The sequence below is a fragment of the Rhodococcus sp. 2G genome (assembly GCF_001886355.1).
Classification (GTDB): domain Bacteria; phylum Actinomycetota; class Actinomycetes; order Mycobacteriales; family Mycobacteriaceae; genus Rhodococcus; species Rhodococcus pyridinivorans.
In genome coordinates, this window is record NZ_CP018063.1 from 912,409 (window position 1) to 925,606 (window position 13,198).

General features: G+C 69.0%; 13 protein-coding genes and 1 pseudogene. 7 read left to right on the top strand and 7 right to left on the bottom strand.

The annotated features are described in order from the left end of the window. Positions 1–7: 7 nt before the first annotated feature. Entirely contained in the window at positions 8–991 is a 984-nt protein-coding gene (locus BO226_RS04245) for an alpha-ketoacid dehydrogenase subunit beta (RefSeq protein WP_006552547.1), read from the bottom strand. Continuing rightward, positions 988–2,085 carry a pyruvate dehydrogenase (acetyl-transferring) E1 component subunit alpha gene (gene pdhA / locus BO226_RS04250; RefSeq protein WP_006552548.1) on the bottom strand — a complete coding sequence of 366 codons (1,098 nt, stop codon included), beginning with the start codon at positions 2,083–2,085 and terminating at the stop codon, positions 988–990. Before pdhA ends, BO226_RS04245 begins: the two co-directional genes overlap by 4 nt. Before the next feature lie 166 nt (positions 2,086–2,251). Between pdhA and BO226_RS04255 the strand changes: the two genes are divergently transcribed. Beyond that, complete coding sequence (locus BO226_RS04255) at positions 2,252–2,740, top strand: Lrp/AsnC family transcriptional regulator (RefSeq protein ID WP_006552549.1); 489 nt, start codon at positions 2,252–2,254, stop codon at positions 2,738–2,740. 4 nt (positions 2,741–2,744) lie between these two features. Here the strand turns inward: BO226_RS04255 and BO226_RS04260 are convergent, their stop codons facing one another. After that, on the bottom strand, positions 2,745–3,218 hold the full coding sequence (locus tag BO226_RS04260; protein WP_071934680.1) for an acyl-CoA thioesterase: 474 nt from the start codon (positions 3,216–3,218) through the stop codon (positions 2,745–2,747). Positions 3,219–3,402: 184 nt separating this feature from the next. Between BO226_RS04260 and BO226_RS04265 the strand changes: the two genes are divergently transcribed. From BO226_RS04265 to BO226_RS04275, 3 genes are read left to right on the top strand one after another with little or no spacing between them, the layout of a single operon-like run. Continuing rightward, positions 3,403–4,242: a sulfurtransferase gene (locus BO226_RS04265; protein ID WP_006552551.1), complete on the top strand. Its 840-nt coding sequence runs from the start codon at positions 3,403–3,405 to the stop codon at positions 4,240–4,242. Beyond that, complete coding sequence (locus BO226_RS04270; protein WP_156895108.1) at positions 4,239–4,541, top strand: hypothetical protein; 303 nt, start codon at positions 4,239–4,241, stop codon at positions 4,539–4,541. The genes BO226_RS04265 and BO226_RS04270 overlap by 4 nt, the downstream gene beginning before the upstream one ends. Positions 4,542–4,577: 36 nt before the next feature. Next, the gene (locus BO226_RS04275) at positions 4,578–5,057 is read left to right on the top strand and encodes a GNAT family N-acetyltransferase (RefSeq protein WP_064257580.1); all 480 of its coding nucleotides are present in this window, start codon (positions 4,578–4,580) and stop codon (positions 5,055–5,057) included. Between the two features lie 32 nt (positions 5,058–5,089). On the opposite strand, the gene BO226_RS04280 is transcribed toward BO226_RS04275, so the two are convergent. Both BO226_RS04280 and BO226_RS04290 read right to left on the bottom strand, forming a co-directional pair. After that, entirely contained in the window at positions 5,090–6,283 is a 1,194-nt protein-coding gene (locus BO226_RS04280) for an IS110 family transposase (protein ID WP_064257581.1), read from the bottom strand. A gap of 435 nt (positions 6,284–6,718) precedes the next feature. Beyond that, on the bottom strand, positions 6,719–7,537 hold the full coding sequence (locus BO226_RS04290; RefSeq protein ID WP_064061216.1) for a shikimate 5-dehydrogenase: 819 nt from the start codon (positions 7,535–7,537) through the stop codon (positions 6,719–6,721). A 104-nt stretch (positions 7,538–7,641) separates the two neighbouring features. Here BO226_RS04290 and BO226_RS27915 point away from each other — a divergent pair. Continuing rightward, a pseudogene (locus BO226_RS27915) lies at positions 7,642–7,857 on the top strand (enoyl-CoA hydratase/isomerase family protein); the annotation flags it as partial. Here the strand turns inward: BO226_RS27915 and BO226_RS04295 are convergent. Beyond that, the gene (locus tag BO226_RS04295; RefSeq protein ID WP_006552554.1) at positions 7,855–8,526 is read right to left on the bottom strand and encodes an HNH endonuclease family protein; all 672 of its coding nucleotides are present in this window, start codon (positions 8,524–8,526) and stop codon (positions 7,855–7,857) included. The pseudogene BO226_RS27915 and the gene BO226_RS04295 sit on opposite strands and share 3 nt — an antisense overlap. A gap of 70 nt (positions 8,527–8,596) precedes the next feature. Further along, positions 8,597–9,520: an NADP-dependent oxidoreductase gene (locus BO226_RS04300; RefSeq protein WP_071934682.1), complete on the bottom strand. Its 924-nt coding sequence runs from the start codon at positions 9,518–9,520 to the stop codon at positions 8,597–8,599. Positions 9,521–9,569: 49 nt separating this feature from the next. Here BO226_RS04300 and BO226_RS04305 point away from each other — a divergent pair, with 49 nt between their 5' ends. Beyond that, the gene (locus tag BO226_RS04305) at positions 9,570–12,377 is read left to right on the top strand and encodes a DEAD/DEAH box helicase (RefSeq protein ID WP_071934683.1); all 2,808 of its coding nucleotides are present in this window, start codon (positions 9,570–9,572) and stop codon (positions 12,375–12,377) included. Continuing rightward, positions 12,378–13,148: an SWIM zinc finger family protein gene (locus tag BO226_RS04310; protein ID WP_071934684.1), complete on the top strand. Its 771-nt coding sequence runs from the start codon at positions 12,378–12,380 to the stop codon at positions 13,146–13,148. It begins immediately after the preceding gene. Positions 13,149–13,198: the final 50 nt, after the last annotated feature.

The window sequence follows — 13,198 nt, forward strand, 5'->3', positions numbered from 1 at the left end:
GTGCGCCTCACGCCGCGAGTGCGCGGTCGACCGCGTCGAGGATGCGATCCGGGTCGGGGCGGTGGTGGGATTCGAGTTTGGCCGGGGGGTAGGGGATGTCGAATCCGCCGACCCGCAGGACCGGTGCCTCGAGTTGGTAGAAGCACCGCTCGGTCGTGCGGGCGGCGATCTCCGCGCCGATGCCGCAGAAGACCGGCGCCTCCTGCACGACGACGAGCCGGCCGGTTCGCCGCACCGACGCCTCGATCGTGTCGAAGTCGATGGGGGACAGCGACCTCAGATCGACGACCTCGAGCGAATGTCCTTCCGCTTCGGCGATGTCGGCTGCGCGTAGCGCGGTAGCGACCAGCGCACCGAAGGTCACGATCGTCGCGTCCGAACCGGACCGGACGACCCGCGCGGACGTGAGCGGCAGGTCGGGTGCGGTCTCCGTGTCGATCTCACCGCGTTCCCAGTAGCGGTGCTTCGGTTCGAGGAAGATCACCGGGTCGTCGAGCGCGACGGCCTGCTGGATCATCGAGTACGCATCAGACGGGGTACTCGGGCTCACGACCCGCAGACCCGCGGTGTGGGTGAAGTACACCTCCGGTGATTCCGAATGATGTTCGACCGCACCGATGCCGCCGCCGTAGGGGATCCGGACGGTGAGCGGGGCCACCACGGCACCGGCCGTGCGGTAGTGGATCTTCGCGACCTGCGAGACGATCTGGTCGAAGGCCGGATAGACGAAGCCGTCGAACTGGATCTCGCACACGGGTCGGTAGCCGCGCAGCGCCATCCCGAACGCCGTTCCCACGATCCCGGATTCGGCGAGGGGAGTGTCGATCACACGACCTTCACCGAAATCCTTCTGCAGGGTGTCGGTGATGCGGAAGACGCCGCCGAGGGTGCCGACGTCTTCACCCATGATGACGACCTTGGGGTCGCGTTCGAGTGCGCGGCGGAGTCCGGCGTTGAGGGCACCGCCGAGGGTCATCGTCGTGGTGGTCATCGTCGCGCCTCCTCCGTGGGGCCGAAACTCGCCAGATATTCGGCGTAGTCCGCGCGTTCCTGTTCGACGAGCGGATGCTCGGTGGCGTAGACGTGGTCGAACAGGGCGGCGGGTTCGGGGTCGGGCATCCCGAGCGTGCCGCGCCGGAGCCGCATCGCGGCATCGTCGGCAGTGGTCCGGACCTCGTCGAAGAAGTCGTCGTCGGCGTGCCCTTCGCGTTCGAGCAGTCGTCGCAACCGATCGATGGGGTCGCGTGCCTGCCACTCCTCGAGATCGGCGGGTGTGCGGTAGCGGGTGGGGTCGTCGGAGGTCGTGTGCGGGCCCATGCGGTAGGTGAGTGCCTCGATGAAGAACGGACCGGCACCCTCGCGGGCATGCCGGACGGCACGCCGGGTCACCGCCAGGACTGCGAGGACGTCGTTGCCGTCGACCTGCACGGCCGGCATCCCGAATCCGGCGGCGCGCCGGGCGAGGGGGACCGGACTCTGCACGTGGGTGGGCACGCTGATCGCCCAGTGGTTGTTCTGGCAGATGAACACCACGCCGACACCCCAGCTGACCGAGAAGACCATGGCCTCCGAGAGGTCGCCCTGGCTCGTGGCGCCGTCGCCGAAGTACACGACGGTGGCGATCTCGGCTCCGTCGAGCTTCGCGCCCATCGCGTAACCGGTGGCGTGCAGGCCCTGGGCTCCGACGACGATGGCCGGGTTGGTGGTGGCGACCGTCTGCGGATCCCATCCGGACAGGCCGCACCCACGCCACAGGCGGGTCATGTCGGCGGGGTCGACGCCGCGGCACAATGCGACGGCGTGCTCGCGGTAGCTGGTGAAGACGTAGTCGTCGGGCGCGAGTGCCCGGGCGGAGCCGACCTGCGCGGCCTCCTGGCCCTGGAGCGGCGCCCAGAGGCCGAGCTCACCCTGCCGTTGGAGAGCCGTCGCCTCAGCGTCGACGCGTCGCGCGACGACCATGTCGCGGTAGAGCCCGCGCAGTTCGTCGGGGCCGACGTCGGCGACGAGTGGGCCGTACTCGGTGTCGAGGACGCGTCGCCCGTCGGGTTGGATCAACTGGACCGGATAGGCGGTCGGTACAACCATCGGATCACCTCGTCGGTGCGGATCCGGCGTGCCCTCGTGAGGCCCGACCGGATGATGTGTGCCGTACATCACATCATCCGGGCAAATCGCGCGTGCGCAATCGATCAGCCTGCAACCGTGCAGAAAGCACGGTTTCGGGGTGCTCCGAGCTGGCAGACTGCGAAGAATGACCAGTCTGGATGCCACCGATGCGCGTCTGCTGCTCGAACTCACGCGCACACCGCGGGCCACGGGAGTCGAGCTGGCGCAGCGTCTCGGGTTGTCCCGCAACACCGTCCAGGCGCGCCTTGCCCGATGGGAGGCCGAGGGCGTGCTCGCCTCGTTCGACCGGCGGGTGGACCCCGTCAGCCTGGGTTATCCGCTCGCCGCCTACGTGGCCACCCGCGTCGATCAGCACCGTCTCGACGAGGTCGTCGACGAACTCGCACAGATCCCCGAGGTCACCGAGGTCTACGGGCTGACCGGGCAGATCGACCTGTCGGTGAAGGTGGTCGCCCGTGACGCCGACGACCTCTATCGGCTCGCGGGCCGGATCCTGAAGATCCGCGGCGTCGAACGCACGGACATGTCGCTGGTCATGCAGGACCTCGTCCCGCAGCGCACGGCGCCGCTGCTGGCCCGGGCCGCCGGGCGCAGCGGAGACGAGGCGACCTAGAGCACTAGCGGCCCGCGTTCGGGGTGGACAGCTGGGCGGCGGCCTTGCGGATCTGATCGGGGATCGGGACGGGGCGGCGCGTCTGCGGATCGACGTAGACGTGGACGAACCGGCCGGTCGCCGCCGGGATCAGGGTGTCGTCGGCCTCCCGGAAGATTGCGAGCGAATAGGTGATCGACTGTGTGCCCAGACGTTCGACCGCCAGTCCGACCTGCAGGCGGTCGGGGAAGGACAGCTCGGCGAGATAGCGGCAGGAGGTCTCGGCCACGACCCCGATCGCGTCGAGTTCGCGGATGTCGACACCGGTGGTGGAGATGAGCCACCCGTTGACCGCCGAGTCGAAGTACGAGTAGTACGTGACGTTGTTGACGTGGCCGTAATGGTCGTTGTCGGCCCAACGCGTCTGCATGGGCCACAACACCGGGAACTGCTCCGGCTCAGGCGGGGCGGCTGGGCTCGTCGGTTGGCGGTTGCTCACGTCTCGACGATAGTGCTCTCCGCACGTCAAATCAGACCAACCCCCACGCCAATCCCGAACCGAGACGCAAAACCCCCGAATCGGACGTGCACAGGGCGTGTCCGCCCGCCGGGGTCGTCCCGGCACGCACGGCGTGTCGCCCCAAAGCCGGAACGGCGTGTGCCGTTCGTGTCAGGATCGGGTCATGTCCGATACCCCCGTTCTTCTCTCCACCGTCGAACTCGCCGAGATGATCGAGCAGGGCCGGTCGCCGGTGATACTCGACGTCCGCTGGGCACTCGGCGACAGACACGGACGGGACCGATTCCACGAGGGGCACATCAGCGGAGCGGTCTACGTCGACCTGGACGAGGATCTCGCCGATCCGCCCGCACCCGAGCTCGGTCGTCATCCGCTGCCCGACATCGACCGTTTCCAGGCCATCGCACGCCGGTGGGGGATCGACGACGGTGCTCTCGTCGTCGCATACGACGACAGCGGCGATCTCGCCGCGGCCCGCGCGTGGTGGCTGTTGCGCTGGGCGGGGCACTCCGAGGTGCGATTGCTCGACGGCGGACTGCAGGCGTGGATCGCCGGCGGGCACCCTCTCGCCGCAGGACCGGGCGGCGAGAAGAAGCCCGGCAACGTGACGTTGAGCCCCGGCCACATGCCCACCATCGGTCCCGACGAGGCCGCGACCTACGCCACCCACGGAGTTCTGCTCGATGCGCGCGCCCACGCGCGGTACCGCGGCGACGAGGAGCCGGTGGATCGCCGGGCGGGCCACATCCCCGGCGCAGTCAGCGCGCCGACCACCGAGAACCTCCGTCAGGACGGGTCGTTCCTGCCCGCGGATCAGATCGCGCACCGCTTCTCGACGCTGGGCGTGAAGCGCACCGACGTCGCCGTGTACTGCGGATCGGGAATCAACGCCGCACACGAGATCGCCGCGCTCGAGATCGCGGGCATCGACGCCGCGCTGTATCCGGGTTCGTGGTCGCAGTGGTCGGCGGATCCGAAGCGGGAGGTCGCCACCGGCAGTTGAGCGGCGACCCGCCGGCCGATGGGCAGTTCTCGTCGACGATTCGCAACATCGCCGACGAGAACTGCACTCCGGAGGCGGGACCACCGGTCGTGAATGGGACAGCTGCCACGGTAGGTGCTGCAGTCCTGGCGACCCTGCTCGGAGCGATCGTCGCCCACCTCGTCGAGGCCGCACCGGTGATCGCCGGCGAGTGCGAGGCGACCTACGGCGTCGACCTCGGCCCGTTCTTCACCGGCTGGTTCGTCGGCGACCTGGGGGGTGTCCCTATGTTGATGTCAACCGACCGGGGATGCCACTGAAGTGCGGTCCGGTAGGGGCTGGAATAATCGACATGCATGGAATCCGTTGTGACACTGTCAGGTGGGGACGCGGGTGAGCTGCTGACGTTGCAGCGTGCTGCATATGTGACTGAGGCGCAGGCCCACGACGACGTGAACCTTCCCCCGTTGATGCAATCCCTCGACGAGTTGGTGAGTGAGCTGACGCAGCCCGACGTGCTCGCGTTCGGGTTGCGCGATGACTCCCAACGTCTCGTCGCCGCCGTGCGCGTGTATCTCTCTCCGACGGAGCCTCATACCGCCGAGTTGGGAAGGCTGGTCGTGGCCCCGGACATGCAAGGCCAGGGCCGGGGCAGTCGACTGCTCGAACTGGTGGAAGAGCGACTACCTGAGCAGATCACTGATCTGCAGTTGTTCACAGGTGAGCGCAGCCTCGGCAACCTGCGGCTCTACTCCCGATTCGGGTATCAGGAAACGCACCGCACTCCGACTCCGGGCGGCTATGCGCTGATCCATCTGGCGAAGCAAGTGCGCTAACAACGGGTCAAGCCCCAACTCGTGGTCTGTGCTCATGCTGCTTCTGCGATTGGGGACCGGTAGAAGGTCTTGTTCTTGAGCATGGCGTAGAGGACGTCGCAGCGCCGCCGCGCAAGGCAGATCAGGGCGGCGTTGTGCTTCTTGCCCTCGGCGCGTTTGCGGTCGTAGTAGGCGCGGCTGGTCGGATCGTGTAACGCGGCGAATGCGGACAGGAACAACGCCCGTTTGAGCTTGCGGTTGCCCGATCGGGCGGGGTGCTCCCCACGGATCGACGACCCGGAACGATGAGTCACCGGGGCGATACCGGCATAGGCCGCCAGGTGTGCCGCAGACGCGAACGCGGAACCGTCACCGACCTCGAGGAGGACGCGGGCTGCAGTCCTGATGCCGACGCCGGGCATCGACATCAGGACCTGGGAAAGAGGGTGGTCGTCGAGCATCCTCTCGACATCCTCGGCAATGCTCTTGCGCTGCTGCAGAACTTCTTTCAGAGAATCTGCAAGTTTCGGCAGAACGATCTCGGCGGCGGCACTGCCCGGCACCGTCACAGATTGCGCATCCAGGGCGGCGAGGATCTCCTCGGCGAGACGGGTGCCCATTCGCGGAGCGTGCTTGGTTGCGAGTGTGGTGAGCCGGCGCTTGCCGGCCTTGCGGATACCGACCGGTCCACCGCAGCGCGACAGGATTTCGAGCACGGCCGGATGCGCGATCCTGGGGCCCAGGACGCGTTCGAGAGCGGGGTGGATTCCGGTGAGCAATCCGCGGATGCGGTTGCTGATGCGGGTGGCCTCACCGGCGAGATCGTCGTCGAATCCGACGAGTACCCCGAGTTCGGCCAGGGCCTCGTCACCGACATCGACCCGGCGCAGCGTGTGCGGCATCGTGCGGGCGGTGTCGGCGATGATGAACGCATCTCGGGCGTCGGTTTTGGCCTGACCCGGGTAGAGGTCGGCGACGCGGCGCATCGTCAATCCCGGCAGGTACGCCACGGCGTGGCCGCAGGCTCGGGCCACGGTGACCGGCAGAGCGCCGATCGTGTTCGGTTGGTCGACGATCACCAGTACCGGGCCGTGTTCGGCGAGACGGTCGAACACAGTCCGCAGTTTGGTTTCGTCGTTGGGCAGGGCTTTGTCGAACAGTCGAGTGCCCGAAGGGTCGAGTCCGACGGCGTGGTGTTCGCCTTTGCCCACGTCGATGCCGCAGAACACGGCGTAGGTCGGGTCCATGAAGCGTGCCTTTCGTTCCGCTCCGGACGGTCACCGATCCGACGTCGATACCCGGCACCCACGTTACGAAGAGACCTACCGCAAATCCGGTGGCCGTGTCCCTATCAGCGGTCCATCGACGTCACCAGGTTCGGCGACACCACCCCCCGGATCATTCGAGAGACAGGGGCAAGAAGTCATACCGAACTTGGCGACCGTGGTCCCGCGGTGCGGGACTACGAAGAAGGTAACGGGCGACACCGTGACCACCACGTTCGTGTTCCAGTCGGCGCGAACGGCCGCGTGGGTCAACAACTTCGATCTGCAGAACCCCCGCCACGCACGACATCACCCGCGTCGAGATGACCGTCGCGGTCGATGCCGCCGCCGTGGTGCTCGACGGTCTCGAACAGGGCCATATCGTCTGACGGCCGAGTCCTCCTCCGTCCCGACCGTTCAGGAACGGGAGTACTCCGACGCGCGGCGCACCTGCTCGCGCGTCGGGGTCACTCCCGTGTAGAGCTCGAACTGCAGTGCCGCCTGCAGCGCGATGACCTCGTCGCCCGTGATCACAGGGATGTCGTGCTCGCGGGCGAATCGGACGAGTGGGGTGTCCGGCGGGACGGCCACGACGTCGAAGACCCTCGACGCTGCGGCCACGAAGTCGTGGGGCAGTGGCAGGTCGTCCGCTTCGGCGCCGCCCGCCATCCCGATCGGAGTGGCGTTGACGATCAGCCCGGGTGCGACGTCGCTCGTGTCGGCGCGCCATTCGTAGCCGTACTTGCGTGCGAGCGGTCGTCCGGTGTCCCCGTTGCGCGCGACGATCGTTCCGTCGGTGAATCCGTTGTGGCGCAGCGCCGCTGTCACCGCCTTCGCCATGCCGCCGCTGCCCACCACCGTGACGGGCAGGGCGGAATCGACGCCGTGCTCGACGAGCAGATCGCTCACCGCCTGGTAGTCGGTGTTGTAAGCGTGCAGGACGCCGTCGTCGTTGACGATCGTGTTCACGGACTCGATGGCCCGCGCCGAATCGTGCAGCACGTCGACGAGGGGCAGCACGGCTTCCTTGAACGGCATCGACACCCCGGCGCCGCGGATGCCCAGGCCGCGTATCCCCGCCACGGCGTCCTCGATGTTCGCGGGCGCGAACGCCTTGTAGACGAAGTCGAGGCCGAGTTCCTCGTAGAGATGGTTGTGGAACCGGGTGCCGATGTTGCTGGGACGGCCGGACATCGAGATGCACAGCCGGGTGTCCTTGGAGATGCGCTCGAGCATTTGCTCACCGTAGACCCTACATGTTCGGAAACAGCGATTTTCTCAGGAGAGCACGTTGTTCTCACAACAAAGAACAAGATACTGTCCGATGCAAGGGAGACGATCTGGGTGCAGGAGGACTGAGATTCGAACGGGAAGGCGCGATCGTCTGGTGCATCATCGACCGGCCCGCAGCGCGCAACGCGTTCACCCCGGCGATGTACTGCGGACCCGAACGTGCGGTGCGACTGGTCGATTCCGATCCCGACCTCGCCGCCCTCGTCGTCTCCGCCGTCAACGGCATCTGCCAGGCGGGGAGACTGCTGGTCGCGATGATGTCACGGGCACGACTCCGCCGCGCCCACCAAGGCACGGTGGTCGTCGACCGTGATCGGCAACGCGTAGCGCACCGCCACGGTCAGGTACCGGCCGGCGAACCAGCAGCGGTAACCGGGAGCCGGTGGCAGCCACTGGGCCGGCGTGCCGTCGCGCTTGTCGAGGTTGGCCTGCCCGTCGACAGCGACGAGGTTGTAGGTGATGTCGTTCGCGAACCGGAGTCGACGTTCGGCGGGCCATGCGGCGGCACCGAGATCCCAGGCCGCGGCGAGCGGATAGATGTGATCGATGTGCACGGCGTTCGCCTCGGCACGCCGGAACTCCACGCGCGCACCGGTGTACGGATCGTTCAGGACCCCACTCGTCACGACACAGTCGTCGGTGCCGGCCCGGAAGGTGGGGGAGGTGAGGTCGCGCGCGAGGACGTTGTTGCGGGTGTCGCAACCGTCGTGCCCACCGGCCCCGGGATGGTCGTCGGACCAGGCCGGACCGAACACGCATCGCTCGCCCGCGCCGCAGCCCCGCTGATAGCCGGGAACCTTCCGGCGCTGATCGACCACCGTCACCTGCTCGAGCAGGAGATGCACCTCGGCTCGGGTGGGGCTGCCCGGCACCGTCCCGGACCCCGGCGCGGTGCGGTCCCACAACCAGGACACCGCCACCGCGACCACCACTGCCGCCACCCACCACGTCGCGTTCCCCCCACGCACGCGGCGATCCTGACATGCCCTGCCGACAGGATCTTCAGGGCACGGTGACGACGATCTTCCCGCCGGCGTGCCCGGACTCGACGAGTTCCAGCGCAGCCCCGGCCTCGGTGAGCGGAAAGGTCCGCTCGACGCGCGGCGTCAGAACACCACGCTCGACGAGCGCCACGACCTGCTCGAACACCTCCCGGGTCCGTCGCCGCGTGATTCCCGAACCGCCCAGCTCCTCCGCGCGTGCCGGATCGGCGACACTCACGACCCGTTCCGGTGCCCGCGTCAGCGCGACCGCCCGCTCGAGCACGTCGCCGCCGACGAGGTCGACGACCGCGGTCACCGCCCCGCACCGTTCCGCGGTGGCCGCGACCCGCGCGTCGAACCCGTCGCCGGACTCGATCCACAGACCGCCGCACGATTCGACGAGATCCCGTTTCCCCGCGCTCGTCACGCCGAGCACAGCGGCACCTGCGGCGTGCGCGAGCTGCGTCGTCGCCGACCCGACGCCACCACCGGCACCCAGGACGAGGACGGTGTCCGCATCGACGATCTCGAGGTGCTCGACGATGTCGAAGGCCGTTCCGGCCGCGACCGGGAGGGTCGCCGCCACCTCGAACGGCACCGACTCGGGCACGAGCGCGGCAGCCCGCGCGTCGACGAGGGTGTACTCGGCGTAGCCGCCGTAGCCCTCCGCGGTGGCCCCGAAGACGGCGTCGCCCGGCCGGAAGCCGGTGTCCGGACCGGCGGCCTCCACCACACCGGCGACCTCCCGGCCGAGGACCGCCGGGAAGTGCACCGTGACGCTGCCTGTGCGCCGTCCGGACCGCACCTTCCAGTCGGCGGGGTTCACGCCCGCGGCCCGGACTGCCACGAGGAGCTGCCCCGGACCGGGCGGTGGGACGGGGGTGTCGAACAGCTGCTGTGTCTCCGGACCGCCGTACTCCACGAAGCCGTATGCGCGTGCCATGGGACCCAGCCTGCCATCGGGGTCGGGTGCGGCTGGCACGATAGTGGGCATGTTGCACGGGCTGTGGTCACCGGGATCCGGCCTGATGCTGTGGTGGGACCCCGCCGCAGAGCCCGATCCCGACGCGCTGCCGTCTGCGCTGCGCCGGTGGATCGACCGCCCGTTCCGCCATCGCGTCACCCTCACCTTCCCTACGGAGACGGAGCCGAGCACGCTGCCCGCCGTCGCGGTCGCACCGGCGGACGCAGCCGAGCTTCTGCTGGACATGCCGCGGCGTCCCGGGGGTGTCGGCGGCGATCTGCGATATCTCGCGCACGTCGCCCGTGGCATCGAGAGGTGGGCGCAGGCCGGCCGCGTCGCACCGGAGCTCGTGCGTGTCGAGAAGCAGTGGTGGGCGCGGTGGCGCCTGCTCGGCGGCGAGAAGACGCGGGCCTGGTCCGCCGAACTCGCGGCCGCGATGTCTCCCGCGCAACGACAGCTCGGACGGCCCGTCGATCTCCTCGACGATCTGTGCCGCGAACTGACCGACCCCATCGTGCGCACCCTCCACGGCTCGTCGACCTCGCTGCACCCCCTCGTCGCTGCACTGGCCGAGGGCAGTCCCCATCCCCGTGGCACCCAGCGCATGGCCGATGCGCTCGAGGAATGGCGTGCCAGCCTCGCCGGATACGAACCCGACCTCGTGCTGCGCCTCGTCGAACCGGACGACGTCGACGACGGGGTCGGAGCCGACTCCATCTGGCGGCTCGAGGTGTGCCTGCGTCCGGAGGGACAGTCCCCGACGCCGCTGCCCGTCGAGGACACCGACCCGCACCTGCTCCAGATCGGCGTGCGCAAGCTCGGGATCGCGCTCCAGGCCTATCCCCGCCTGCAGGACGTGCCCCGCGATCCCGACAGTCTCGACCTTCTGCTGCCCACCCCGGTCGTCGTCGATCTCGTCGAGCACGGCGCCCGGGAGCTCGACGCCGCAGGCATCGCGGTGCTGCTACCGCGCGCTTGGACCCGGGTCGATCCGTCCCTGCGTCTGCAGGTCGAGTCACCCGTCGCCCCCGTGAGCGCCGACGACAGCGTCGTCGGGATGAACGCGATCGTCTCGTACGAATGGCAGCTCGCCGTCGGCGACATGCTGCTCACCCCGTCGGAGATGGAAGAGCTCGTCGCGGCCAACAGCGACCTGGTCAAACTGCGCGGCAAATGGGTGCGGGCAGATGCCGAGGCGCTGGCCCGAGCGGCCCGGTACGTCACCGCGCATTCCGCCGAGGATGCGACCCTCGGGTCGTTGTTCGCCCAGTTCACCGGCGACGATACTCCGCCCGCGGAGGTCACCGAGATCTCCGCCTCCGGCTGGGTCGAGATGCTGCTCGACGGGCAGGCGCACCCCGAGCCTGTCCCCGTGCCGGCGGGATTGAACGCCGAACTGCGTCCCTACCAGCAGCGCGGCCTCGACTGGCTCGCGTTCATGAGCCGGCTCGGTCTCGGCGCCGTGCTCGCCGACGACATGGGCCTGGGCAAGACCATCCAGGTGCTCGCGCTGCTCGCCCATGAACGAGAGTCGGGCCTGCGGAACGCCCCGACCCTGCTGGTCTGCCCGATGTCGGTGGTGGGCAACTGGCAGCGTGAGGCCGAACGGTTCGTGCCCGACCTGCGGGTGCACGTCCACCACGGCGCCCAGCGGCTGAGCGGACCGGCGCTCGCCGCCGCTGCCGCCGACCACGATCTCGTGGTGACGACGTACGCCATCGCCGCCCGCGACGTCGCGCAGCTCGCGACGCTGACCTGGCAACGCGTGGTCCTCGACGAGGCCCAGCACGTGAAGAACACCGCGACCGCGCAGTCCCGCGCCACGCGCGCCGTGCCCGCGGCGCACCGGATCGCGCTCACCGGCACACCGGTGGAGAACCGGCTCGAGGAACTGCGCGCGATCCTGGACTTCGCGAATCCGTCCCTGCTCGGCACCGCGGCGTCCTTCCGGGCCCGCTTCGCGGTGCCGATCGAGCGCGACCACGACGCCGTCGCTGCGGCGCGGTTGCGGGCGTTGTCCGCACCGTTCGTGATGCGCCGCGTCAAGACCGACCCCGACGTGATCTCCGATCTGCCCGAGAAGTTCGAGCAGACCGTGCGCGCCAACCTCACGGCCGAGCAGGCCGCCCTGTATCGGGCCGTCGTGGACGACATGATGCGCCGGATCCGGGACAAGGAGGGCATGGCCCGCAAGGGCGCGGTGCTCGCGGCGCTGACCCGGCTCAAGCAGGTGTGCAACCACCCCGCGCACTATCTGGGCGACGGCTCGCCCGTCCTGCGTCGCGGACGGCACCGCTCGGGCAAACTCGGCCTGGTCGAGGACATTGTCGAGTCGGTGCTGGCCGACGGCGAGAAGGTGTTGCTGTTCACGCAGTTCCGCGAGTTCGGTGAGCTCGTCGTGCCCTATCTCGAGGAGCGGTTCGCCACGACGGTTCCCTTCCTGCACGGGGGAGTGTCCAAGGGCCGGCGCGACGCGATGGTCGACGGCTTCCAGAGCGAGGGCGGACCGCCGATCATGGTGCTCTCGCTCAAGGCGGGCGGCACCGGACTGAACCTCACCGCCGCCAACCACGTCGTGCATCTCGACCGGTGGTGGAATCCGGCGGTGGAGAACCAGGCCACCGACCGTGCGTTCCGGATCGGGCAGCGTCGCGACGTCCAGGTCCGCAAGCTCGTCTGTGTGGGAACGGTGGAGGAGCGTATCGACGAGATGCTCACCGGCAAGCAGGAACTGGCCGAGATTGTGGTCGGGGCAGGGGAGAACTGGATCACCGAGCTGTCCACCGATCAGCTGCACTCCCTGCTCACCCTCGGCGACGACGCGGTGGGGGACTAGATGGCACGGGGCAACGTACGCCGCTACGGCACGGCCCGCCGGATCGACGGCGGCATCGAGGCGCGCACCAAGCGGGGCTCGATCGGCCGCAGCTGGTGGTCGAAGGAACTGATCTCGGCGATGGAGGAGGTCGCCGAGAAGGGGCGACTGACGCGGGGCCGTGAGTATGCACGCGCCGGCCAGGTGATCTCCATGCGGCTCGAACCCGGAGCGGCCGTCGGCGACGTGCAGGGCAGTCAACTCACCCCGTTCACCTCGGCGGTGCGGGTGCGCACGCTCGACGAGGAGGCGGTGGGAGACCTCGTCTCGCTCGTCCGCTCGTCGCCGGGCATGCTGGCGCGACTTGCGGCGGGCATCCTTCCCGAGGAACTCGGATCGGCCCTCCTCCCGCGACGCGCGGGTGAACTCGACTTCGACTGCACCTGCCCCGACGACGGGTGGCCCTGCAAGCACGCCGCGGCCGTCGCCTACCTGCTCGCAGAACACGTCGACGACCAACCGTTCGCGGTCCTGACCCTGCGCGGGGTGGACCTCGCGACGCTGATCGGCGGCGTCGACGATGCGGGCGCCGACGAAGAGGTGGCCGCGGCGCGGGACTTCTACGGCGACGACACCGAGTTGTCCGAGCTGCCCACGGAGCGGTTCCGTCCCGCGCTCGAGGACCTCGATCCGATGCTGCTGCGCCGCGCGTTGCGGGCCGGCGGAACCGACGAAGCCGTGGTGATCCGGGGGATCATCGACCTCGAGGATCTTTACCGCCGCATGCGTTGACCTCGATCGGTCGCCGGTGGTTGTGTCGTCCGTCCCCGGGGTATGCCGCC

Bases quoted from the DNA above. Each gene is read 5' to 3' on its own strand.
- BO226_RS04245 (WP_006552547.1), bottom strand. From the start codon at position 991: ATGACCACCACGACGATGACCCTCGGCGGTGCCCTCAACGCCGGACTC.
- pdhA (WP_006552548.1), bottom strand. From the start codon at position 2,085: ATGGTTGTACCGACCGCCTATCCGGTCCAGTTGATCCAACCCGACGGG.
- BO226_RS04255 (WP_006552549.1), top strand. From the start codon at position 2,252: ATGACCAGTCTGGATGCCACCGATGCGCGTCTGCTGCTCGAACTCACG.
- BO226_RS04265 (WP_006552551.1), top strand. From the start codon at position 3,403: ATGTCCGATACCCCCGTTCTTCTCTCCACCGTCGAACTCGCCGAGATG.
- BO226_RS04275 (WP_064257580.1), top strand. From the start codon at position 4,578: ATGGAATCCGTTGTGACACTGTCAGGTGGGGACGCGGGTGAGCTGCTG.
- BO226_RS04280 (WP_064257581.1), bottom strand. From the start codon at position 6,283: ATGGACCCGACCTACGCCGTGTTCTGCGGCATCGACGTGGGCAAAGGC.
- BO226_RS04290 (WP_064061216.1), bottom strand. From the start codon at position 7,537: ATGCTCGAGCGCATCTCCAAGGACACCCGGCTGTGCATCTCGATGTCC.
- BO226_RS04300 (WP_071934682.1), bottom strand. From the start codon at position 9,520: ATGGCACGCGCATACGGCTTCGTGGAGTACGGCGGTCCGGAGACACAG.
- BO226_RS04305 (WP_071934683.1), top strand. From the start codon at position 9,570: ATGTTGCACGGGCTGTGGTCACCGGGATCCGGCCTGATGCTGTGGTGG.
- BO226_RS04310 (WP_071934684.1), top strand. From the start codon at position 12,378: ATGGCACGGGGCAACGTACGCCGCTACGGCACGGCCCGCCGGATCGAC.